The organism is Dermacoccus sp. BD5 (assembly GCF_044878485.1).
GTDB classification, from domain to species: Bacteria; Actinomycetota; Actinomycetes; order Actinomycetales; family Dermatophilaceae; genus Dermacoccus; species Dermacoccus nishinomiyaensis.
Genome location: NZ_JANJER010000021.1, coordinates 1 through 22,983, shown reverse-complemented (window position 1 = coordinate 22,983; position 22,983 = coordinate 1). Strand labels below are relative to the sequence as shown.

The window sequence follows — 22,983 nt, the reverse complement described above, 5'->3', positions numbered from 1 at the left end:
GCTGCGCCGCCGCTGGCCGGCGGATCGGCCGGGACGATGATGTGTCGACCCTCACACGCCATCGGGTGCGTTCAGGCCGAGCGAGGTACCTGCGCCGGGTCGACGAGAGGCGCAGCGAGCCGGCCCGTCACGACGTCGGCGGCCTCGCGCCAGTCGTCCCCGAGGGCGACGACGCCGGGCACGCCCGCGAGGGTCGCGCCGGGGCCGGCGACGTAGACGGGTGTCGACCGCGCCATGACCGTCAGCTCCGAACGGCGGGCCGCGAACGACGTCGCCTTCATCCCCGAGATGACGCACGCCCGCGCGCTGGTGGCGCGCACGGCGGCACTCGTCGCGGCCCACGGGGTGTTGGCGCCGAGCACGAGGGGCGCCCAGCCACGTTCGACGAGCATCGCCGAGAACAAGTGGTTGGGCAGGTCGTGCAGTTCGCCGGGCGGGCACGTCAGGACGACGCGGGGGCGCGCGTCGCGCTCTGACTCGGTGCGAACCGCCTCGCCTCTGAACTCCGAGACGACGGAGCGGACGATGTTCGACGCGTGGTGCTCGTGCATGACGCTGAGTTCGCCGGCCGACCACATGACGCCGACGTGGTGCAGCGCGGGCACGAGGACGTCGGCGACGAGGGCATCGACGCCGTGCTCGCCGCGAGCACGAGCGAACTCGGCGCGCAGCGCATCCTCGTCGAGGGTGAGGACGGCGTCGAAGATGCGCCGGCCCACCTCGGCCGTGAGGATGTCGTTCGTCTGCAGATCCATCGTCAGATCAACATATCCCGGACCTGCCGGGGCGAGGTGTCATTCGTCCCGTGCGGCATGGTCTTTCGCTGTTCGCTGTTCGCTGTTCGCTGTTCGCTGTTCGCCGGAGCCCCGGGTCTCTAGGCTCGTGGCATGAACTTCGTCGAACACGGTTCCGGTACCCCCATCGTGCTGCTTCACGGCTTCGACGCCGACCACCGGCTCGTGCTGCCGTTGGAGTCGGCCTTCACCGCGGGTGCGGCGCGCGAGGACGTCGCGACGACGGGCTGGCGTCGTCTCTACCCCGATCTGCCGGGCTTCGGCAGCACCCCGATCGGTGACGCAGCGAGCACCGACGACGTCGTCGAGCGTGTGCTCGCGTTCGTCGATGAGCAGATCGGTGACGCACCGTTCGCCATCCTCGGTGACTCGTTCGGCGGGATGGTCGCCCGCGCTGTCGCGCACCGCCGTCGCGAGCAGGTGCTCGGGTTGGGCCTGCTCGCGGCGGTGTTCGTCGCGGACTCCGATGCCCGTACGACGCCGGAGCAGACGGTGCTGCGACGCGATGACGACGCCGTCGCCCAGGTCAGGGACAAGGCCGACGACTACACGGCCGTCGCCGTGGTGCAGAGCGACGACACAGCCCGTCACTTCCTCGAGTTCGCCGCGCCCGGAGCCGAACTGGCTGACAAGAACGCGATGAAGAAGCTCGCGGAGAACTACGAGCTGGGCGAGCAGCCCGAGGAGGAGGCGCCCTTCGAGAAACCGACGCTCATCCTCACCGGCCGCCAGGACCACCTCGTCGGCTTCGGCGACGCGCTGCGCCACCTCGAGCACTACCCGCGCGCCACGTTCGCGACGCTCGACGGCGCCGGCCACAACGTTCACTTCGAGCGCCCCGACCTCGTCAGCGCCCTCGTCGCCGACTGGCTCACCCGCATGCGCGACCTTCCCGCCTGACGGGGTGTGACGGCGGGCTCGCCGGGCGGCCGGATGGCGTCGTCCGGGTGGCGGCGCTCCGCGCGTCAGACCGGGTGGCTGCGGTAGGCAGCCTCGGCTGACGGGTCGAGCGCTCCGCGACGGATGAGTTCGCGCAGAGCGAGCAGCGCGACGCCGTGCTGGTCGTACACGTGATGCATGACGAGCGCGAGGTGCTTGAGTGCCTCGTCGTCGACGGTCTCGGCGTCGTCGAGGCGGGCGAGATCGCGCACGTAGAGCATGTCGGCCTCGACGAGCTGACGTGCGTGCGCCTCGTCGGTCGGTGCGTCGCGATCGGCCCATTGCACCGGTGCGAGTGGCCAGGTCTTCGTCGCGACGAACGCGTGTGGCACGAATCCCTGCGCGCGCAGCTCGACGTCGACATCGGCGAACGTCGGCTGATCGACGTAGAGACGGTGGAAGTTCACCTCGAGCTGGATGCTCGTCGCCGTGCGCAGGCGCTCGCGGCCGTTTCGGAAGATCATCAGCTCGGCGCCCTGCACGTCGATCTTGAGGTGGTCGAGCAACTCGATCTCGGTGATGTCGTCGAGGCGGGTCGTGTCGACGTCGACGCGGTCGATGACCTCGGCGAGCCGCGGGAAGTCGGTGAGCAGGGCGAGTTGCGCGGCGTCCGGTTCGAACAGGCTCGTGAATCCCGATTCGGCGCACACGTGCAGGGTGTGACGCTCGCCGTCACCGATGGCCGCAGGCAGGTAGCGCTCGTGCGGCCCGGCGGCGCGCTCGAGACGCGCGAGGGCGTCGGGTTGTGGCTCGAATCCGGTGACGCGGCACAGACCGTCGCGCAGCATCGGCAGATAGGGCGGGGTGTCGACCAGGGGGTTCGCGCCGATGTCGACGACCTCGGTGAGGCGGCTCGGCTGCGTTAGTTCCCGTAGAGCGGACATCGATGCTCCTTCGCGACGGCATGACGGGTCGTCGCAGTCTTTCAGGTGCGCGCAGATCCTTCGTCCGTGGGCAGGGGGAAGGGCGACCCGGCCATGCGCCGGACGGGTTGCGCCGGGGTCGATGCGCCCGTCTCCCCCAGAGGTGCCGGGCGTGGGATAGCGTGAGGTGGTGACGCAGACCTCCCGCTGGGACACCGGCTTTCCCGACCCCGAGCAACTGCGCGAGACGGCCCGTCAGGCGCGTCAGCTGCCGACCGAACCGATGAGCCGGGGCGTGCGCGCGATCGTCGGTGGGGCCGTGGCCGTCTGGCTCGTCACTGTTCTCGTCGTCTATTCGACCCTGCCCGAACGCGTCCCGACGCACTGGGACGGCTCGGAACCCGACGACTGGTCGAGCCGCGCCGGGGCGCTCGTCGCGTTCGTCGTCGGCCCGATCGCCATCGGCGCCGTGCTGCGCCTCGTGACGACGCTCGTCCTGCGCTGGCCGCAAGGCATCAACGCGCCGAACAAAGAGTACTGGCTGCAGACGCCGCAACGGCTGCGACACTTCGAACGGCTGGTTCGCGAGGACCTCATGCTCATCGGTGCTCTGACGACGCTGCTGTTCGCGGCGATCAGCGTGATGACGGGTGTCGCCGCGCATCGTGAAGGCGGGGAGCTGCCCGGGGTGTTCTTCGCCGTCATCATGATCGCGTTCATCGCAGGCATTCTGGGCCTCGTCGTGCGGATGCTGCTCGGCAGGCGCTATCAGCCGTCGGACGAGGCGGTGTGACCAGCTGCGATTCTTGTCCCCTTCTGCGATTCCTGTCCACATTCGTCACGTGACCGCTGGCGGCGAATGTGGACAGGAATCACAGTTGAGGACGGGCGGGGCTGCGTCGCGTCGACGGGTGCGTCAGGTTGATGAGTTGTCCGACGGCTGAGGACGCCGACGCTCAAGACGCATCCCGACGCTGCGGGGCGCAGTCTCGACGAAGCCGAGGCTCTCGTACAGTGGCCGGCCCGGTGCGTCGGCCATGAGCGTCACATAGGCACCGGACGGCGCGTCGTGCTCGATGCGCGCGAGCAACCGAGTGAGAATCGCCCGCCCGAGGCCCTGACGCTGATGCTCCGGCGAGGTGGCCATGTCGGCGACCATGAAGTACCACCCGCTGTCACCGATGACGCGGCCCATCGCGACGACGTCGCCGCTCGCGCGATGACGAACCGTCACCCATGCCCACGAGTTCGTCAGGGCCGGCGCGCCCTGCTCGGCGGTGCGGGGTGTGAGGCCGCTGATTCGTCGCAGCTCGAGGTAGGTCTCGAGATCCGGTGCGGAATCGAGCAGTTCGTAGTCGGTGTTCACGGGGCCTCCTGGTGGTGAGACGGAGTGGGAGAGAGGGCGGCGATAGAAGGTCGGCGAGAGCGCGGGGAAGCGTGAGCCACGGCGCACGAGGTCCGATTGCGATGCACGATCTCGTCGGCTCAGATGCACCTGCGTGCAAGTGCACCCGGGTGCACTTGCACGCACGTGCATACGGGCGCATGGGGACTGCCTCGTGGTGACGGCGATGTTGCTCATGGCAGGAGAACAGAGCCTGGGCGAGGTGTGCGACGCGCCCTGAGACGTACGTGAGCCCTGCGACCGCGCATCTGTCAGCCCCCGGCACCCCGTCAGAACAGACTGTGCTGCGCGACGGATTCCGGCGAGCGAGCGGCGTCGTCGAACGTGACGCGGCGCCCGCCCAGTGCGTCGAGGTCGACGAGCATGAGCGAATCGGCCGCGCCTTCCGCCGCATCCCCGGCCACGCCTTCGGCTTCGGCCGCACGTTCGGCTTCGGCTTCGGCTTCGGACGCAGCGTTGACCTGAACCAGCGCGACCGATCCGACGAGGCTGACGGGCGTCAGGCAGTGGGATCCGCCGGTGACGGGGTGGGCGTAGACGGGGTGGATGCCACGGCCGGCGTCGAAGAACGCCGCGTGCAACGCCGGGGGTTGCCAAGCCTCGTGGGGCATCGAACGCGCGCAGAGGCCGCGCGTTCGCAGGTGCGCCTCGACGGCGGCGACGCAGTCGGCGTGCGCGACATCGAGCGCCGTTTCGGGCAACGCCCGGGTGAGAGCAGCGGCCTTGCTCGTCTTGTGACGCGCCTGGGGCACACCGACGTGCTCGGTGACGGCGTCCTCGAGAACTCGAACGGCGAGCCCGTCGTCCGTGCGTGCGACGTACGTGGCCCGCACCGCGCCCTGCTCGTCGAGACGAACTCGCTTGCGCGCATCGGACGCCGTACCGACCTTGTGCGCGCCGTCCGCGAACGTCGCGATGTAGAGCCAGTGAGGTTGCGCCAGGTAGCGACCGAGCGCCTCCGGTACATGGCCACCGCGATGCGCGTGGTGCATGAAGCGCAACTCGTCGCGACTCGCACACCGCTCGCACTGACGGCCCGTGGTGGCGAGACGCGCGCCGTCGCAGGGCTCATGACGGCCACCGCTCGACCCCGTGGCGATGAACACGCCGGTGCAGAATCGCCCCCTCGGGTCGACGTGGAACGCGAGACGTTCACCGACCAGGTTCAGCGTTCGTCGCTCGGTCTCGAGGGGGCTCGAGATGACGAGATGCGGCTCCCCACCCGTCCAGGAGACGGAGTGCGCGAGGAACGGCGTGTCGCGAGGAATGCTGGGGCGAGGCATGGCTCCATCCGATCATGACGGGGTAGATGGCAGCACTCGGGCTCGGACTGTCCGTACGCCGCACCGCGCCCGTTGCAGGCCGCCCGTCGGGTCGCGTCACTTGGACCCCGCCAGTTGGACCCAGTCCGTTGGACGTCGCATGCCGCACGTCTGAGTGGCCACTGGCCGCGTCGGCACCTGTTGGCCCTCCGCCGCTCTGCGGCACAGCTAGCGGGAGTGCCAGTGCCGCCGTCGCACCCGGACGTCAGCGCCACCGCCGTTGAACCTTCTACGATCATGGCCATGACTGACGCCACGCCATCGTCTGCGCAGCCCGCCCAGGCCGTCCTGCGCGAAGCCGTCCACGAACGCATCGCCGAGTTGTTCACCCGCGACAGCGCCGTGTTCGGCCGCGACCTCGCGCCGTATCGCGGGCACGCGCAGCGCGTCGCCGCGCTCGTCATGGGGCAGGTCGACATGCGCCCCGACTGGGTCGAGCCGGTCGCCGTCGCCTCGTACTACCACGACGCGGCGATCTGGTTCGAGCACACGTGGGACTACCTGCCCGGCTCGGAAAGCCTTGCGGCGCAGGAGCTCTCGCGAACCGGCCACGAGGGTGAAGCCGCGCTCGTCACCGCGATGATCGACGAGCACCACCGCGTCCGGCCGGCGCGCAACCCGCACCCCCTCGTCGAGGCGACGCGACGTGCCGACGCGACGGACGTCTACCGTCTGCCGCTTCCACCGCACGTCAGCCGTGACGACTACCGCGCCATGCTGAAGCGGTTTCCCGACAACGGCATGCACCTCATGCTCGGGCGCGGGTTCGTCATGGGGCTGAAGGAGCGCAAGCGTCTCAACCCGATGCCGATGGTCAAGCTCTGAGCTGTTCACGCTGGTCTAATCCCCGACGGGCGCAACCTGCTTCGCCGAGCCCCGGGGCCTGACGGCGGTCGCCCCGGGTCCGCGCATCTCGATCGCGGACCTGTGGCACCCTGATCCGATGACGCTTCGACCCGGCGCCCGTGCGGCGTTCGCCTTCAACGCTGCGCTCGCCTGGATCGGGTTCGTCCTCGTCTGCGTGCTGTCGGCGACCGATCAGTACGCGCACGTGACGCCCGCTCCGCACGAGTACGGCGTGCATCCCGGCGGTTTCGCAGGAGCGATCTCGCGGTTGTTCGACACGCTCAGCTACTTCACGGTCTGGTCTAACGTCATCGTCGCGATCAGTTGCACCCTCGTCGCGGTGGCGCCCTACGCCGACACGCGGTGGCGGCGCGTCGTCCGCCTCGACGCGCTCATCATGATCACCGTGACGGCCATCGTCTACGCGCTGCTGCTCGCGCCGGGGTCGCACCCGACCGGTTGGGATCTCGTGACGAACCCGTGGCAGCACATCGCCGTGCCGCTCGTCACCGTCATCGTGTGGCTCGTCTGGGGCCCGCGCGGCCGCATCGATCGGCGCACCGTCGCGTCATGCTTCGCCATCCCCGGCGTGTGGATCGTCTACATGCTCGTGCGCGGCGCCGTCGTCGACGCCTACCCGTACCCATTCGTCAACGTCGACGCGCACGGTACGGCTCGGTGGCCGTGACGCTCGTCGTCATCCTGCTGTTCGGCCTCGTGCTGGCGCTCGCGTTCTGGGGCATCGACCGTCTGCTGACACGTCGCGCGTCCATCCGCTCTCGGCCTTGAGGTCCGAAACGCCGCACTGCAGGGTTTCGGCCCTCAATGTCCGGAACGCTCACGCGGCGCGGACGCGAGCAGCGCCCATGCGGCGGCGTTCAACGGGACCCGCCCTGGACCTTCGTGTTCGCCTCAGCGCCACGCCGCGTCACCCCGTCGACGACAGCCGTCAGCACGACCGCGGTGAGGAACGACGTCAGGCTCGCGCTCATCCAGCTCGGTGCCGTGAAGTGCAGGGTGCCCGCGATGTCGTGCCACATCCGTGACCACCAGCCGAGTTCGCCCGGGGAGATGAGCTGGTACATCGCGAACCCGGCGAGCCACGGCAAGAGCATCAGTGGGCGACCCGGGGCGTCGACCGACGTGTTCCAGCGCCGACGCCCGCCGAACGCGTAGTAGTCGACGAGGAACACCCCGAGCAGGGGCGCGAAAACCGAGCCGATGAGTGAGAGGAACGTCGCGAAACCGTAGATGTCGATGCTCCACGCGAGCACCATCGAGATGATGCCGAGCGCCGTCGAGATGAGGCGACGATCGACGCGCGGCAGCATGTTCTGCGCCGACACGGTCGGCGAGTACACGTCGACGAAGCACGCGTCGATCTCGCGCAGCGTCAGCACCCAGAAACACAGTGTGCCGCCGGTGATGCCGAGGAAGATCGAGAACACCTTGTCACCGTCACCACCGGCGATGACGAGCGCCACCATGCCGATGCAGTACACCGCGATCTGCGTGACGCTGTACCCGACGTAGCTGCCGATGACGGCGGCGCGGTGCGACGTCGAGTGGCGCGCGTAGTCGCCCGCGACGGGCACCCACGACACGCACAGCCCGATGATCGCGTCGACGGCGATCATCCAGCCGTCCCAGCCGTGGCCGTGGTAGGCGGGCAGGTCACGCGTCGCCAATTGCGTTGCGAGATAGACGAGCACGACGATCACCGCCACCGTCACGTACTTGCGCAGCACCTTGACCCAGTGCAGCGGGTAGATCGCCAGCGTGATCGTCACGAGCCCGATGACGCCGATGACGGGCCAGCTCGGCACGTCCCAGAGCGTCTTGACGGCGAACGCCGTCGTCACCATCTCGAACGTTCCCCAGCCGACGAGCTGCACCATGTTGAGCACGCTCGGCACGTACGACAGACGCCCACCGAACAGGCCGCGCAGCATCACCATCGCCGGCTGCCCCTGCTGCGACGACGCGAGCGCCATCGCCGAGACGCCGGCTGTGCCGACGAGCGTCCCGACGACGAGTGCGCTGAGCGCCGCGCCGACGCCCATGCCCGGCGCGCCCAACGGCTGCAGGACGACGAGCGCGCCCGCGAACGCGAGCAGGCTCATGCCGAGGTTCGCCCACATGCCGAGCTGGTCGAGCAGGCCGAGGTTGCGCGGCGCGTGGCCCTCGTCGAGGGTGCGGGGGACGTCGTGGGTGTCGCGCAGGTCGGGGGCGTCCTGCGCGGGGGAGGGCGACGTGGGGGAAGCGGTGCTCACAGGCTGAGTGTCTCCTCGAATCGTGGGACGGGAACATTCCGACCCGATGGAACCTTAGAGGCCGATCGCATCGAATGGTCGCCGAACTACGCGTGCGCCTCCTGCGGCGCGCGATGATGGCGTCACCCGCGAAGGTCAGGAGAAGCCATGAAACCCCTCGAGGCAGTGACGGTCGTCGAGCTCGCAAGCCTTGCGCCCGCACCGTTCGGCTGCATGATGCTCGCCGACCTCGGCGCTCACGTGACACGTGTCGAACGTCCAGGTTCGGGTGCGCTCGACGTTCCGACGGCGGCGCTCGACCGGGGCAAGACGACGATCGTGGCCGACCTCAAGACACCTGACGGACTCGCCGCCGTCCGCGAACTCGCGTCAGCGGCAGACGTTTTCGTCGAGGCCTACCGTCCCGGAGTCGCCGAGCGCCTCGGCGTTGGCCCCGACGACCTGCTCGCTCTCAACCCGCGACTCGTCTACGTGCGCATGACGGGGTGGGGTCAGCACGGCCCGCTCGCGCAGACGGCGGGGCACGACATCAACTACCTCGCGTTGTCGGGGATGCTGTACCCGCTCGCGCGACCCGGTGAGCGTCCGAATCCGCCGACGAACGTGCTCGCCGACTTCGCCGGTGGTGGCATGCTGCTTGCCAATGGCGTCCTCGCGGCCCTCGTCGCACGGGCCACGACGGGTCGGGGGCAGGTGCTCGACGTCGCGATGGTCGACGGCGCGTCGCTGTACTCGACGTTCCTGCGCGGCCTGCACGCCGTGGGGTTGTGGAGCGGCGAACCCGGCACGAACCTGCTCGACGGCGGCGCACCGTTCTACGACACGTACACGTGTGCGGACGGCCGGCACGTCGCCGTCGGAGCGCTCGAACCACAATTCTTCGCGGCCCTCGTCGACGGGCTCGGCCTCGACGCCACGACGATGCCCGCGCAGACCGACGTCACGGGATGGTCGCGCTGGCGTGAGGTGCTGACGGCGACGTTCGCGACGAAGACGCGTGACGAGTGGGCGCAGCTCTTCGACGGCACCGACGCGTGCGTCACGCCCGTCCTCACACCCTGGGAAGCACCGCATCACCCGCATGCCGTGGGGCGCGAGGCGTTCGTCGACGTCGACGGCGTGACGATGCCCGCTCCCGCGCCGCGGTTCGGTGGAAGCGACTGAGGGTGCCGGCATCCGAAGACACAGGACCCCGCCGCACCAGGTACGCCGGTGCAGCGGGGTCTCGCGTGGACGGGGGAGGTCAGCCTTCGTTCTGCTTCGACTCGTCCGTCGTCTCGTCGATCTTGATGCCCTGCTGCTGCGAGCCGGACATGATCTGTGACAGCGCCGTGTTGGCGGCCATGATCGAGGCGAAGTTGCCCGAGGTGAGGTCGCCCTTCATGTTCTTGACGTTCTCGACGGCGGTGCCGAGCGGCTGCGCGATCGTCTTGCACAGCGTCGGGTTGGCCTGGGCGTTCTTGACGGCGTTGTTGAGCAGCTTGAGGTCGAGTGCGGCGGTCGCGCCACCCTTGATCAGGGCCTTCGTGCGGCCGTCGGCGCCCTTCTGGAACGTGCCGGCCTTGTAGGGCTTCCACAGGTAGCGGTGGAATGTGCCGGCCGTCAGGCCGATGTCCGTCGCGAAGCGCGTCTTGGCGAACTTGCGCGTGTTCTCGGTCGGGCAGTCGATCGGCTTGGCGTTCGACGAGGACGACGATGCCTCACCCGAGCCGCTGGCGCTTGAGTTGGAGCTGGCGTCGCCGGAGGCGGAGGACGTCGCGCTCGCGGCTGCGCCGGAGGCGGCGCTCGTCGCGGAGGAGGCGGAGTTGGACGAGTCCGAGCCGCACGCCGTGAGAGCGGTGAGCGACAGGGCCGCGACGGTGGCGGTGGTGGTGGTGGTGAAACGCATCGGTGTTCCTTTCGGCGGGGATGTCACAGAGGCAGACGCATGGAGAATCTATGGGTTGCGTCCAGGTGGGTGTGATCCCCGTCCCCCGACATGTGCCGGGGTCCTACGCTGGGAGACATGGTGGTTCGTCGCGTGGCCGTCGTCGGCGGTGGAGTCGCAGGACTGACGTTGGCCGCGGCGCTCGACCCGGCGCGTTTCGACGTCACCGTCCATGAGGCGCAACCCGATCGTCGGACGGGCGCGGCCCTCGGGTTGTGGCCTGACGCTCTGCGCGCGCTTGCAGAGCTGGGGGTGCAGCTCGGCGGCGGTCACGGTGTGAGCGGCGCTGCGCCCGGTAGGGCCCGCGGAGTCGGTGTGTCATCTGGAGTTGGAGTGGTTCGCAGGTGCGAGCGAGTCGACCTGCACACGATGACGGGGCGACGGCTGTTGCGTGCCCCCGCGCCACCCGTCGCGCAGGTTCGGCGTGAGCATCTCATGGTGGCGTTGCGGGCGGTGGCGCCCGCGCCCGTCGCGCATCGCGTCGACGATCCTCGCGAACTGGACGCCGACGTCGTCGTCGGTGCTGACGGCGTGCGCTCGCGGGTGAGGGGCACCGTCGACCCTTGGCGTGCCGAACGACGTGCGACGCCCTGGGTGACGTTGCGCGGTATCGCGCCCGCGCTCGAGGGTCTGGACGGAACGAACCCGTTTGCACGCGAGTTCTGGGGTGCGGGAAGGCTTTTCGGCGACGCTCCGGTGAGCGGTGGCAGGTATTGGTTCACCGCGCACGCGATGGCGTCGGCGCAGGGCGACACGCCCGATCACAGGGTCGGCGTGATGCGTGGGGCGTATGCGCCGGAGCAGCTCGACGTCATGGCGGTCGTCGACGAGGCGAGACGACGTTTCGCGGGTGCGGCACCCACCGTCCGGGCAGCGCTGGCCGCAGCCGACGACACGACCGTCGCGGCGCGGTTGTGGGTCGCCCCGCCGATGCGTCGCTATGTGCAGGGCCGCTTCGTCGTCATCGGTGACGCGGCGCACGGGTCGCTGCCGAACCTCGCGCGTGGCGCGAGCGACGCCATCATCGACGCAGTGACGCTCGCCCGGGTGCTGAGCGCCGACGGCGGCCTGGGCCGCTGGCAGCGTCGGCGATGGCCGGTGACGCAGGCGGCGCGGCTGGGCGCGTCGGCCGTCATGGCCGTCGCGACGGGCTGGGGATAGCCCCTCCCCTCCTGCGCCCAGATGCACCCGGGTGCACTTGGGTGCAGGAGGTGTTTGAGTTGGGTCACCCCATCTGCGTCCCGATGCACCCGGGTGCACTTGCACGCAGATCGTCGGGGCCGAGACGGGCAGGATGGGGGCATGGCTACTTCTCTCTTGTTCGGCGCCGGCGATCTGGGCACGCAGATCGGGTTCGACCTGGCGCGCGCGGGCGATGACGTCGTCGCGCTGCGGCGTCACGCCGATCGCGTGCCCGAGCCGCTGACGGGCATCTCCTGCGACCTCGGCGCGGGCGTCGACGCGGTGCGGGCGGCGCTCGAACCGTTGACGGAGCGCGGCGGCTGGGCGCGTGGGCCGCAAAGCGTCGTCGTCTGCCTCACGCCCGACGCGCGCGGCGAGGAGGCCTATCGGGCGACGTTCCTTGAGGCCGCGGGTACTGCGCTCGCGGCGATGGCCGCGCTGGGTTGGGCGCCCGAGCGGGCCCTGTTCGTGTCGTCGACGGCGGTCTGCGCGTCCGGCGGTCTCGTCGACGAGAACACGCCGCCCGCTCCGAGGACGCCGACGGCCCGTGTGCTCGCCGGGGCCGAACAGTTTTTTCTCTCAGCGCTTCCCGCGTCGACGCGGGGCATCGTCGTGCGCCCGAGCGGCATCTACGGGCCGGGTCGCGAATGGTTCGTCAACCGGGTGAGCGAGGGCGACGTCGGCGATCCGTCACGGACGACGCATCGCGTGCATCGTGACGATCTGGCGCGCGCGATCACGCACCTGCTGACGATGACGGCGGAGCCCGACGCGCTGTATCTCGTCACCGATGACGCGCCCGCGTCGGCGGGTGAGGTTGCCACGTACCTGGCCGAACGCCTGGATGCCGACGCCGACCCGTCGTGGCGCGGGGAGTGGAGTGCGAGCCGTCGACTCGACAACTCGCGACTGCGGCGCACGGGGTTCGCGTTCGACTTCCCGACGTATCGCGAGGGCTACGCCGCCGTGCTGGACGGCGACGGCGTGCGTCATTCGTGACTCGCGCGACGCATCATGCCTGAGTCATCGGCGCAGCGCGTCACCCTGACGCGGTCGGCGGCGACGCGAGAGAAGCGGTGCGGCTGTGAGCAACGCCTCAGCGGCGTATGGCGCCGATGATCGGCGAGTGGCTCCGGGGGGCTGCGGCGCGCCGTCGGCGGACAAGAGCCATGACGTGCCCGGCGCCGAGGAAGGTGATGCCGATGACGCCGAGCACGACGAGCGCGTAGGAGATGATCCGGTTGCACACGCCGATCTGAGTCGGCGCGCCCCAGGCGTACCAGTGCCCGGTTTCGGCGTAGATGTACGTCTTGTACGCGAGAGCCCACAGGACGAAGGGGGCGCTGAAGAGGGCGCCTGCCGCGATGATGGACGCGCCCACGTGACGCAACCACCGATCGACGCCTGGTGTGAAGGACGCCATGCTGACCATCTCCTGTGTCGTAGCTCACGTAAAGGTAGCGCGTCTTTCGGATGAACAGCTTCACCCTTTGGATCATTTTTTCCCTTAGGGCCGATAGGTGGGGGCGGGCAAGGGGCTGTTTTTCGGCATGACGCGGCATGCTGCCTCGGTTCGAAGAGCTGCCGGGGGAGGCTGGCGGGCGATGGCCGCAGACGACGATGGCGGGGGGTGGAGGGTGCGCCCTTCGTCAGGTATGCGCCGCCGGGCCGGTGGGCGGAAGAGGGGTCAGCGTGCCACGTCGAACACCGCGAGGTTGATGCCGTTGGCGAACTGTTGGCTCTCGACGAGCGTCAGGCGCGTCTTGATGCCGTCATCGGCGAACAGCCGCTTGCCGCCGCTAGCGGCGATGACGGCCATGTCGCGGGGGCGCCATACCTCGTTCGCATCTGCCCAGCATGGAAATGGGCATCGTCGAGAGGTGTGGCCGAAGCGAAGACTTGTGCACGCTTCACGCCCGAGGGGGCACGCATCTGGGGTGGGCGGTGAGCATGCCCGCACGCCGAGGACGCGGTGTACCCGGCCTCACAGCGTGGCTGGGCGGGCGCGCTGGGTGCTGCTCGTAGACTGATTGGGTGGAGCTCGGGCAGAAACAGCAGGTGCGCTGGGTGCGCAGCCTGCTCGTCGCTGCCCTGACGGCGTGCTCGGCGGGCGCCGCGCACGTCGCCGGAGGCGGGCATCGCGCGCCGGTGCTGCTCCTCATCTGCCTGACGGTGATCGGTACGCCGATCATGCACGCGGTGAGCACGCGACGCTGGAGTTTCGCGCAGCTCGTCGGCGTCATGGCCGTCGCGCAGCTCGCGCTGCACGCGGCGATGTCGACGCTCATGCCCGCCTCGATGACGATGCCGCACCACGCGAGCGCCGCCGACGTCAGCGCCGACGGCACGAGCGCGACGATGGCCGCGAGCCACATCGGCATGACATGGCTGTTCGCCGCGCTCCTCGCGTACGGCGAGAAGGCGCTCGCCTGGACGATCCGCGTCCTCGTGCCGCAGATTCAGCTCGCGCCGTTCGGTGAATTCCCGACGGCTCGGGCCGCGTTCGACGACATTCGTGCGCCCCGCCTGGTGACGCTGCACGCCCCGCGGGCCAGCCGCGCCCCACCGGTGAGTTTCGTTCTCTCGCACTGATCCTCGGATCTTTCCCTCTCTCACGGGCCTGGCCATCAGGGCTGTCGACATGCGCCTCACGGCTGTCGACCGAGCGTCCACATCGTGCCGGTGCGGTGCCCCCTGGTGTCAGGGGGGCCTGACGAGCGCATGACGGCATGAGCAGCCCGTGGCCGCGCACCATGTCGGCGCCACCCCGTTGCACGTCGAGCGCCCGGGCGCCCCGCGCGTCCTGCGTTTTCCGGCAGCCGTGAAATCGCCGCAGCGTTCGTCGCATCCATCGGCGACGCCACCGATTCCCCTGGCCGTGAGAGCCGCCGCGACGCCACGTCGCACCCAGAACGAAAGTCCTCACCATGAACCTCACCATCACGTCCGCCACCCGCCGCACCCGCCGCCTGACGGCCGTCGCCCTTCTGACGCTCGCCGCGCCGGCAGCGCTCACCGCCTGCTCGTCGGACGATTCGGGCACCTCGGGCGACTCCAAGAGCGCCGCATCGTCGGCGCCGGCCACGTCGACGTCAGCCACGTCGAGCGCCGACGCCACAATGGCGTCGCGCATCACGCCGTCAGACATCTGGGCGAAGGCCGCCGATTCGGGCATGAGCGCCGCGTTCGGCACGCTGAAGAACACCGGGACGAAGCCCATCGTCATCACCGGCGCGCGCGGCGACGCTGGGCCGGTGCAGTTGCACGTCACGCAGAAGACCGCGACGGGCATGGAGATGAAGGAGACGAAGTCCTTCACCGTGCCCGCCGGCGGCTCGCTCGAACTCAAGCCGGGCAGCAGCCACCTCATGTTCATGAATCTCTCGCACGCGCTCAAGGCGGGCGAGACGCAGAAGCTCACCGTGACGTTCGAGGACGGTTCGCACACCGACGTCCGCTTCCCCGTACGCGCCTATGACGGTGCGAAGGAGAAGTACGCGGGCTCCGGCCACGCGCAGCACTCGTCGGAGGCGACCCACTCCGGCGACGCCCACTCGAGCGGCATGGGTTCGCACTCGGCCGGCTCGACCATGCCCGGCATGTCGACCACACCCTCCCACTGACCCTGACGGCCCGAAAGGCTCCCACGATGAAGAAGACCTACGCCGCCCTCGCGCTCGCCACGACGATCGCGTTCGCGCCCGCCGCATCCGCCCACGACGAACTGACCGGCACGACGCCGAAGAACGGCGCGACGGTGACGAGCGCGCCGTCATCGCTCGAGCTGACGTTCGCCGAGAAGCCGCTCGCCGTCGGCAACCAGATCTCCGTCAAGGCACCGGACGGGTCGACGTCGAAGGCCACGCCGAAGGTCGACGGCAGCACCGTCAGCGCCCCGTTCGCCGGCCACGGTGACGGCGCATACACCGTGACGTGGCGCGTCGTCTCCAGCGACGGCCACCCCATCAGCGGGTCGTACACGTTCACGCTGAAGGGCGGCACGGCAAGCACTGGGGCGCCGTCGACGGCAGCGTCGTCCTCGGGCGGCGCCGCGTCGTCGTCGCCGCGCGCGACGGCCACGACGACGTTCGACTCGCCCGCTCCGTCACCCGCGGCGGAGGCGCACCAGGACGCTGACGGCAGCGCCGCGTGGAGCGTCATCGCCGCGGTGGCGGGTGTCGTCGTGGTGGTCGGCCTCGGAGTCGCGCTCATGGCGCGGCGCCGTCGCGGCCAGTGAGCCTTCGCCGTCAGCGTCGTGACGATGCGCGGGGTGCCTCGACGGAGGTGCCCCGCGCGGGCCGCGGTCAGGACGAGGAGGGTTCAGGTGATGGTCCGTCACGCGTGGATCCGCAGTGCCCAGCCGGCCCAGGGGCGGCGACGGCCGGGGTCGCGCGCGAAGGTGGACGAAAATCGCAGAGGGGGACAGGAATAGCTGATGGGGGCGGGGCCTCGCGGCGGGGAGTGATCGCCGGGTCGTTCGAGCCTCGGTGCCGTTGCGCTCGCGGCGTGCGATCGCGCGGGGTCGGGAGCGTCGGCGTCAGGGGCTGGGCCAGGTTCTGGGGCGGTAGCTTCGGGATCCTCGAGTGCCTCGGCCCCTCAGTGCGCGCGTGCCAGCGCGTCGGCGCATCCGGCGCGCTGGCACGTGCCGAGCGGTGCGCCGCGTCAGTCGGGTGTGACGACGCAGCCCGGTGCGCACGCGCACTGGATCGGCCTCGACCTCGCGCGCGATGCTATGAAGGACGACCTGCGTCGTGCGCTCGTCGTCGTCGACGACACCGCGTCGCGCTTCGTCGCGGGGTCGACGCCGCTGCCCGACGTCGCGCATGAACTCGCGTTCGATGCCGGCGGCGTCGCGATCGCCGTCGGCCTCGGGCCGCGCGTGTTCACGCTGCGCGGCATGAGGGCGAAGGCTCCGTCGTGGCTCGCGCCGATCCCCACGATGCCGATCGATCGGTTCGAGAAGCCTTGGGATCAGACGGATCTCGTCATCCAGATCGACGCGGCCAACCCCGTCGGGGTGAGTCACGCGGCGACGCAACTCGTCAGCGCGCTCAAGGGCATCGCGACGCCGCGCTGGCAGCAGCGCGGTTTCCACGCCGGCGCGCGCCCGAGCGATGCAGGTGTCACGCGCAACCTGTTCGGCCAGCTCGACGGGCAGGAGCAGCCGAACGTCGACGGCAACGAGGCCGACCGCGTGTGGAACGCCGCCACCACCGACGCGCCGTGGATGGAGGGCGTCACCAGCATGGTGATCCGCCGTATCCGCATGGACGTCGACGTGTGGCAGACGCTCGATCGTGCCTCCCAGGAGAACGCGATCGGCAGGCGGCTGACGAACGGTGCCCCGCTGACGGGCGCGTCACCGCACGACCCGATCGACTTGGAGAAGACCGACGAGCTCGGCCTCAGCGTCATCAACCCGGCGGCGCACGTGCCGCGGGCGCGGCCGGCGAAGACGGGGGAGCGCATCCTGCGCCGCCCCTACAACTACGAGGACGCGCGCGCCGACGGCACGAGCGACCGCGGGTTGATCTTCGTCGCGTTCTGCGCCGACGTGGCCGCGCAGTTCGTGCCGATCCAGCGCCGCCTCGCCGAGGCCGACCTCCTCAACACCTGGACGACGCCCATAGGCTCCGGTGTGTACCTGCTGCCGAGCGCCCCGCGGCCCGGAAAATACCTGGGCCAGAACATCGTCGAGGCGTGACGCGCGGCGTGCACCTTGTCGGCAGGGTGCCTGCGAATGCCTCTTTCGTCACGTCGAGGGGTGCCGCGAGGTGTCGAAAGCCGCGGAATGACGGGGTTGTCGGTGGCGGATGCCAGACTTCACATCGCAGCCTCGTTGACGGGATCTGCCGCGCGTACTTGACTGGAATCAAAACGTGTTCACGAACGAGGCGGCAGGTGCCGCCGGAGGAGTCAGCTCGATGAAGCTCGCCGATCAGATCGTCTCCCAGCTCCAGGCCGCCGGTGTGCGCCGCATCTACGGCATCGTCGGAGACAGCCTCAACCCCATCGTCGACGCCGTGCGCCGCACCGGCGGCAGCGCGAAGGGCGGCATCGACTGGATCCACGTGCGCCACGAGGAGGTCGCCGCCTTCGCCGCGTCCGCCGACGCGCAGGTGACGGGCGAACTCGCCATCTGCGCGGGCTCCTGCGGCCCGGGCAACCTGCACCTCATCAATGGCCTCTACGACGCGAACCGCTCCGGCGCGCCCGTGCTCGCCATCGCGAGCCACATCCCGAGCGCGCAGATCGGGCAGGACTACTTCCAGGAGACCCACCCCGACCGTCTCTTCACCGAGTGCAGCGTCTACTCCGAGCTCATCTCGACGCCCGTGCAGAGCCCCCGCGTCGTGCAGGCGGCGATCCAGCACGCCGTCACGCTCAAGGGTGTCTCCGTCATTACGCTGCCCGGTGACATCGCCGACGAGCCCGCCACCTCCGACGTGACGCCCGTCGCCGTGCCCGAGCCGGGCGTGCTCGTGCCGCCGGCCGGAGTCGTCGAGAAGCTTGCCGCCGAGATCAACGCGGCGGAGAAGGTCGCCATCTTCGCCGGCGCCGGTGCCGCCGGGGCACACGACGAGCTCATGCGGCTCGCGAGCAAGGCCAAGGCGCCCGTCGGGCACTCGCTGCGCGGCAAGGACTTCGTGCAGTACGACAACCCGTTCGACGTCGGTATGACGGGCCTGCTCGGCTACGGCGCCGCCGCGGAGGGCATCGAGGACGCCGACCTCATGATCATGGTTGGCACCGACTTCCCGTACGACCAGTTCCTGCCCGACACGCGCACCGTGCAGATCGATGCGCGCGCCGAGGTGCTCGGTCGCCGCACGGCCGTCGACCTGCCGATCCAGGGCGACGTCAAGGCGACTCTCGACGCCGTGCTGCCGCTCCTCGAGGAGAAGAAGAACTCGAAGTTCCTCGACAAGACGCTCAAGAAGCACGAGAAGCTCATGGACAAGGCGGTGGGCGCCTACACCCGCAAGGTGGAGAAGCACACCCCCATCCACCCCGAGTACGCCGCGTCGCTGCTCAACGAGGCCCTCGCGGACGACGCGATCGTCACCGCCGACACGGGCATGTGCAACGTGTGGTCCGCGCGCTACATCCAGCCGACGGGCCGCAGCCGCCTCATCGGCTCGATGCTGCACGGCTCGATGGCCAACGCGCTGCCGCAGGCCATCGGCGCCCAGTTCGCGCACCCCGACCGCCAGGTCGTCGCGATGTGCGGTGACGGCGGCTTGTCGATGCTCATGGGCGACATGCTGACGGCACGCGCCTACGACCTGCCGCTGACGCTCGCCGTGTTCAACAACTCGACGCTCGGCATGGTCAAGCTCGAGATGCTCGTCGACAAGCTGCCCGACTTCGGCGTCGACGTGCCCGAGGTCAACTACGCCGCCATCGCTCAGGCGATGGGGTGGCACGCCATCCGCGTCGAGAACCCGAAGGACCTCGATAAGGCGTACGCCGAGGCGCTCTCTCACAAGGGTCCGAGCCTCGTCGACATCGTCACCGACCCGATGGCACTGTCGATCCCGCCGAAGATCACGAGCGACCAGGTGTTCGGGTTCGCGACGGCCATGTCGCGCATCGTGCTCAACGGCGGTGCCGGCGAAGCCGTCGCGATGGGCCGCTCCAACCTGCGCAACATCCCGCGTAGCTGGTGACGGCGCTCCTCGCCGCCGGCTGAGGCGGGCGGCGAGGCCGGGGGACGAGAGCGGTCGCGTCCTGTTGTGGCGCGCCGCAGGCGTGAGTGCCAAGCGAAATCTGCCTGGGTTCTGCGATTTCCTCCGGCGGCACTACAGGTGTAGTGTGACTCGACGGGGCCTGGGGAAGTACGGTTGAACCACGGCCCGGCAGCTCGCCGCGACGCGAGCGGCCGGCCCCCACGAAACCGCCCGCATCCCGTCCTTCGGAGGAAGCCCATGGCGCAGCGTCTCGACGAGTCTGCTCCCGCACAGACCACCGCTCGCGAGCAGATCCGTCAGTTCGCCCCCCGCCTCATCGTGCTCGCGCTCATGTGCGTGCTCGTGCAGGGCCTCATGGGGCTGTCGTACATGGGTGCCTTCGGCAAGCCGAAGGCGAAGAAGGCGCCGTTCATCGTCGTCAGCCACACCGAGGGCAACGCCGGCTACATCGCGAACAAGCTCAACGCCATCGACGGTCAGCCCGTGCTTGCGACGATCAGCACCGACGAGAAGGCCGCCATCGAGCAGGTGAAGAAGGACAAGGCCGTCGGCGTCTACGTCTTCAACCCGAGCAAGACGGAGAAGAACCCGAAGGACACGCTCTACTACGCCTCGGCTCAAGGGGCCTCGCGCGCTCAGGTGGCGCAGACCGTCGCGACGAAGACGTCACAGAACGCGAAGCGCGGCCTCGTCACGCACGACGTCGTCAAGGCTGCGCCCGACGACGCCCGCGGAACCGCCGCGTTCTATCTCGTCCTCGCCTGGATGGTCGGCGCCTACCTGCTTCCCGCGTCGATGACGACCGTCGTCGGCAACCGCTCGCACACCGCCATCGGGGCGCGGATGCGTCTGCTGCTGTTCGCCGGGTACGCGGTGCTCTCGGGCATCGTCGGCACCTTGGTGGCGCAGTACGTGCTCGACGCGCTGCCCGGCCCGTTCTGGAAGATGTCCGCCATGGGCATGGCGCTCGTCTTCGCCGTCAGCACGTTCACGTTCGGCCTGACGTCGGCATTCGGTTCGCTCGGCGTGGGCCTCGCGATCCTGCTGTTCGTCATCCTCGGCAACCCCTCCGCCGGCGGTGCGTTCGCCTACGACGTACTGCCCGAGCCGTGGCGCTCGGTCGGCCCGTACCTGCCGAACGGCGCGGGGGTCGACGCCGTGCGCTCGATCGCCTACTTCGGCGGCGTCGACCTCACCCGCCCCCTGTGGGTCGTGGCGGTCTGGGGCGTTATCGGCCTGTGGATCCTGTTCATGATCGGCAACAACACCTACCGCTTCGCCCCGGGCGGCGTCGACGCGAGTGACGACGACGGCGTCGGCGCCGTCGGCGAGTTCGTCGAGCATCAACTCGGCCACCACCCGCCGCACAGGCAGGAGGGCGAGCGGGGGCCCGGCTACGAGCGCGAGTCGCGGGAGCGGGCGTCTGAGGCCGCCTCGAACGATGACGTCGACGGCCGCGGCGACGGCGGCGACCGCACCGCGGAGCTTCCCCTGCGGCGCGACCGCCGCGAGCGTCACGACACCGCCGACCATCCCGGCGACGGCGACGCGCAGGCCTGACCGTCGCCGATCACAGGCCTGACGGGGCCCTGAGCGTCGCATTGAAACCACCCCTGGGGCTCAACCGAGCACCTAGGGGTGGTTTCTTCATCCTCTGACCTCGGTAGCGTCGCGTCATGGCCGATTGTGCGCTCGAGTTGAGCTTCGACAAGCGCAGCGCCACCGCCGTCGAGGAACAGTGGCGGGCGCTGCGATTGCTCGGCGTGCCGTCGCAACTCGACCACCGTGGCATGACGAACGCGCCGCACCTGTCGCTCGTCGTCGCATCTGCGATTACCGACGACGTGGTCGCCCGCGCCCGCGAGTTCTTCTCCGCCGCATTGCCGATCCGTCTCGACGTGCGCGGCCTCATCACGTTCGGCACGGGCTCACGGGTGACGCTCGCGCACCTCGCCGAGCCGCCCCGTGCCGTCGTCGATGAGGTGACGGCGCTGCGTCAGGCGTCACCCCTCGTCCGCCACCCGGTGTGGACGCCGCACGTGACGCTCGGTCGGCGCATCCCGCGCGATCGACTCGGGGAGGCCATGGCCGCCGTCGACGCCCGCGGTGGTGAACCGGCGCCTGACGTCCTCGTCGCCGACCGTCTGCGGTGGTGGGATCCCGCGACCGCGACGATCGATGTCCTCGCCCAGGCCTGACGCCACCCCCGTCTGTCAAAGTCACCGACACTGACCGAGAACGCGTCTACGACGGTGACAACGATCGGAAGCCGCTCGAGCTCGACATCACCCTCGCCGACGGCCGCGTCCTCACTGACGTATCGGGCAACGACGGCTGACGCCTGACGGTGAGGACTCCATCATCTGAGCCGACTGCGCCTGATCATCGCCCAGGAGCGCGTCATCCTCGAGGCGTTTCCGGGCGATGATCAGCGGCTCTCGGTCCGTGGCAGGCGGCTGCTCGTCTCACGGGTCGGCGCTCGAATCGGGTGTTGATGAGGTGCGGGCCTAGCCTCGATCGTCATGAGCGCCCATGCCGAACGCCCCTTCGCCGACCTCGTCGCCGACGATCGTGAGCTGTTGCTGTTCGCCATGACGCCGCCGCGCGCGACGACGAGCGCCGAACGTGCGCAGGAGATCGCCGACGCGACCCTCACGCGTCTCGACGGCCTCGATGTCGACGCGCTCATCCTCTACGACCTCGACGACGAGTCGGATCGCACCGATGACGACCGGCCGTTCCCCTACCTCGAGACGATGGACCCGGCCGACTTCCTCGCCGGCCCGCTCGCCGGGTGGGACGGGAACGCGATCGTCTACCGCTGCGTCGGCAAGTACGACGAGGCGCAGCTGCGCGACTTCCTCACCTCACGCCGCCAGGGTGACGCGACCGTCTTCGTCGGCGCTAGTTCGTCCGACAAGCCGGTGCGGACGAGCCTGTCGCGCGCCGTCGACCTCGCCGCCGAGCACGAGCACGTGACGCTCGGCGGGGTCGTCATCCCCGAACGCCACGCACGCACGACCGCCGAGCACGAACGGCTGCTGCGCAAACAGGAGTCGGGTGCGGCGTTCTTCGTCAGCCAGGTCGTCTATGACACCGGCGAGGCGAAGAACACGATCAGCGACTACGCCTACGCCTGCGCCGAGCGGGGCATCCGACCGGCGCGCCTCATCTTCACGCTGTCGCTGTGTGGCTCGGAGAAGACCCTCGACTTCCTCGAATGGCTCGGCGTCGACGTGCCCCGCTGGGTCGGCAACGAACTGCGCCGCAGCCACGACACCCTCGAGGCGTCCTACGAGCACTGCCTCGCCGCCGCGCACGAACTCGCCCGTTTCTGTCGCTACCTCGACGTGCCGTTCGGCTTCAACGTCGAGAGCGTGTCGACGCGCCGCGTCGAGATCGACGCCACGGTTCAGCTCGCCCGCGACATCGCGCGCGTTCTCGAACGAGGCGCCGGCAACGAAGCCGAGGTGCCACCGCAGGAACGTCAACCGCAATCAGCGTTCGGCGCCTGACGGGGCGGCGGGGCTTGCTCGGGCTGCTCGGAGTCTTGATGGGGCATGCAGCGGCGTCGGTTTTGGAAACCCCAGACCAGCCGCCCTGGGAGGGGTTTTTGAAGCGCCCTGAGTTTGTTGGAGACTCCTGACCTTGGAAACGAGGATGGGGTTATGCCGAAGGAACTGGCGAATGGGAAGCCGACGACGCGTCGCTACTCGGTCGAGGAGAAGGCCGCCGCGGTGC

The 22,983-nt window shown here is 69.6% G+C and carries 23 protein-coding genes; 15 read left to right on the top strand and 8 right to left on the bottom strand.

All coding sequences use genetic code 11. The features are described 5' to 3' along the window. Positions 1–71: 71 nt before the first annotated feature. Positions 72–755, bottom strand: a complete 684-nt coding sequence (locus NQ706_RS12545; RefSeq protein WP_038569893.1) for a B12-binding domain-containing protein — start codon at positions 753–755, stop codon at positions 72–74. Between the two features lie 132 nt (positions 756–887). Between NQ706_RS12545 and NQ706_RS12540 the strand changes: the two genes are divergently transcribed. Continuing rightward, positions 888–1,694 (top strand): alpha/beta fold hydrolase, encoded by an 807-nt coding sequence (locus NQ706_RS12540; protein ID WP_038569891.1) that lies wholly within the window; start codon positions 888–890, stop codon positions 1,692–1,694. A 65-nt stretch (positions 1,695–1,759) separates the two neighbouring features. Here the strand turns inward: NQ706_RS12540 and NQ706_RS12535 are convergent, their stop codons facing one another. After that, complete coding sequence (locus NQ706_RS12535) at positions 1,760–2,617, bottom strand: FkbM family methyltransferase (protein ID WP_038569889.1); 858 nt, start codon at positions 2,615–2,617, stop codon at positions 1,760–1,762. A 169-nt stretch (positions 2,618–2,786) separates the two neighbouring features. Between NQ706_RS12535 and NQ706_RS12530 the strand changes: the two genes are divergently transcribed. Further along, entirely contained in the window at positions 2,787–3,389 is a 603-nt protein-coding gene (locus NQ706_RS12530) for a DUF1648 domain-containing protein (RefSeq protein ID WP_051806327.1), read from the top strand. A 123-nt stretch (positions 3,390–3,512) separates the two neighbouring features. Here NQ706_RS12530 and NQ706_RS12525 read toward each other — a convergent pair whose 3' ends face one another. Together NQ706_RS12525 and NQ706_RS12520 are read right to left on the bottom strand one after the other, a co-directional pair. Continuing rightward, positions 3,513–3,962, bottom strand: coding sequence for a GNAT family N-acetyltransferase (locus NQ706_RS12525; RefSeq protein ID WP_038569887.1), 450 nt, complete (start codon positions 3,960–3,962; stop codon positions 3,513–3,515). A gap of 308 nt (positions 3,963–4,270) precedes the next feature. Continuing rightward, entirely contained in the window at positions 4,271–5,284 is a 1,014-nt protein-coding gene (locus NQ706_RS12520; RefSeq protein WP_051806324.1) for a DUF2797 domain-containing protein, read from the bottom strand. A 282-nt stretch (positions 5,285–5,566) separates the two neighbouring features. On the opposite strand from NQ706_RS12520, the gene NQ706_RS12515 reads away from it, so the two are divergent. Both NQ706_RS12515 and NQ706_RS12510 read left to right on the top strand, forming a co-directional pair. Next, positions 5,567–6,148, top strand: a complete 582-nt coding sequence (locus tag NQ706_RS12515; RefSeq protein ID WP_235181963.1) for a hypothetical protein — start codon at positions 5,567–5,569, stop codon at positions 6,146–6,148. A 118-nt stretch (positions 6,149–6,266) separates the two neighbouring features. Then, positions 6,267–6,857, top strand: a complete 591-nt coding sequence (locus NQ706_RS12510; protein WP_051806322.1) for a Pr6Pr family membrane protein — start codon at positions 6,267–6,269, stop codon at positions 6,855–6,857. A 190-nt stretch (positions 6,858–7,047) separates the two neighbouring features. On the opposite strand, the gene NQ706_RS12505 is transcribed toward NQ706_RS12510, so the two are convergent. Next, positions 7,048–8,442 (bottom strand): cytosine permease, encoded by a 1,395-nt coding sequence (locus NQ706_RS12505; protein WP_006945036.1) that lies wholly within the window; start codon positions 8,440–8,442, stop codon positions 7,048–7,050. Positions 8,443–8,589: 147 nt separating this feature from the next. Between NQ706_RS12505 and NQ706_RS12500 the strand changes: the two genes are divergently transcribed. Then, positions 8,590–9,606 carry a CaiB/BaiF CoA-transferase family protein gene (locus NQ706_RS12500; protein WP_006945026.1) on the top strand — a complete coding sequence of 339 codons (1,017 nt, stop codon included), beginning with the start codon at positions 8,590–8,592 and terminating at the stop codon, positions 9,604–9,606. Between the two features lie 79 nt (positions 9,607–9,685). Here the strand turns inward: NQ706_RS12500 and NQ706_RS12495 are convergent, their stop codons facing one another. After that, a complete protein-coding gene (locus NQ706_RS12495) occupies positions 9,686–10,330 on the bottom strand; it encodes a hypothetical protein (protein ID WP_006945044.1) in 645 nt (214 codons plus the stop codon). Positions 10,331–10,447: 117 nt separating this feature from the next. On the opposite strand from NQ706_RS12495, the gene NQ706_RS12490 reads away from it, so the two are divergent. Both NQ706_RS12490 and NQ706_RS12485 read left to right on the top strand, forming a co-directional pair. After that, entirely contained in the window at positions 10,448–11,530 is a 1,083-nt protein-coding gene (locus NQ706_RS12490; protein WP_167539862.1) for an FAD-dependent monooxygenase, read from the top strand. 141 nt (positions 11,531–11,671) lie between these two features. Next, positions 11,672–12,550 carry an SDR family NAD(P)-dependent oxidoreductase gene (locus NQ706_RS12485; protein ID WP_404361016.1) on the top strand — a complete coding sequence of 293 codons (879 nt, stop codon included), beginning with the start codon at positions 11,672–11,674 and terminating at the stop codon, positions 12,548–12,550. A 97-nt stretch (positions 12,551–12,647) separates the two neighbouring features. Here NQ706_RS12485 and NQ706_RS12480 read toward each other — a convergent pair whose 3' ends face one another. Together NQ706_RS12480 and NQ706_RS12475 are read right to left on the bottom strand one after the other, a co-directional pair. Next, entirely contained in the window at positions 12,648–12,974 is a 327-nt protein-coding gene (locus NQ706_RS12480; RefSeq protein WP_150112826.1) for a hypothetical protein, read from the bottom strand. 264 nt (positions 12,975–13,238) lie between these two features. After that, positions 13,239–13,370 (bottom strand): hypothetical protein, encoded by a 132-nt coding sequence (locus NQ706_RS12475; protein ID WP_268746219.1) that lies wholly within the window; start codon positions 13,368–13,370, stop codon positions 13,239–13,241. A gap of 215 nt (positions 13,371–13,585) precedes the next feature. Here NQ706_RS12475 and NQ706_RS12470 point away from each other — a divergent pair, with 215 nt between their 5' ends. From NQ706_RS12470 to NQ706_RS12435, 8 genes are all read left to right on the top strand, one after another. Then, entirely contained in the window at positions 13,586–14,143 is a 558-nt protein-coding gene (locus tag NQ706_RS12470; protein WP_038569880.1) for a hypothetical protein, read from the top strand. A gap of 335 nt (positions 14,144–14,478) precedes the next feature. Then, positions 14,479–15,174 (top strand): copper chaperone PCu(A)C, encoded by a 696-nt coding sequence (locus NQ706_RS12465; protein ID WP_051806315.1) that lies wholly within the window; start codon positions 14,479–14,481, stop codon positions 15,172–15,174. A gap of 26 nt (positions 15,175–15,200) precedes the next feature. Continuing rightward, entirely contained in the window at positions 15,201–15,788 is a 588-nt protein-coding gene (locus NQ706_RS12460; RefSeq protein WP_051806313.1) for a copper resistance CopC family protein, read from the top strand. Positions 15,789–16,223: 435 nt separating this feature from the next. Further along, entirely contained in the window at positions 16,224–17,255 is a 1,032-nt protein-coding gene (locus tag NQ706_RS12455) for a Dyp-type peroxidase (RefSeq protein ID WP_404361013.1), read from the top strand. A 220-nt stretch (positions 17,256–17,475) separates the two neighbouring features. Beyond that, positions 17,476–19,221, top strand: a complete 1,746-nt coding sequence (locus NQ706_RS12450; RefSeq protein ID WP_038571971.1) for a pyruvate dehydrogenase — start codon at positions 17,476–17,478, stop codon at positions 19,219–19,221. Between the two features lie 258 nt (positions 19,222–19,479). After that, positions 19,480–20,802, top strand: a complete 1,323-nt coding sequence (locus NQ706_RS12445) for an ABC transporter permease (RefSeq protein WP_051806308.1) — start codon at positions 19,480–19,482, stop codon at positions 20,800–20,802. A gap of 116 nt (positions 20,803–20,918) precedes the next feature. Continuing rightward, positions 20,919–21,440, top strand: a complete 522-nt coding sequence (locus NQ706_RS12440; RefSeq protein WP_051806305.1) for a 2'-5' RNA ligase family protein — start codon at positions 20,919–20,921, stop codon at positions 21,438–21,440. A 324-nt stretch (positions 21,441–21,764) separates the two neighbouring features. Then, positions 21,765–22,757: a 5,10-methylenetetrahydrofolate reductase gene (locus tag NQ706_RS12435; protein WP_038569879.1), complete on the top strand. Its 993-nt coding sequence runs from the start codon at positions 21,765–21,767 to the stop codon at positions 22,755–22,757. Positions 22,758–22,983: the final 226 nt, after the last annotated feature.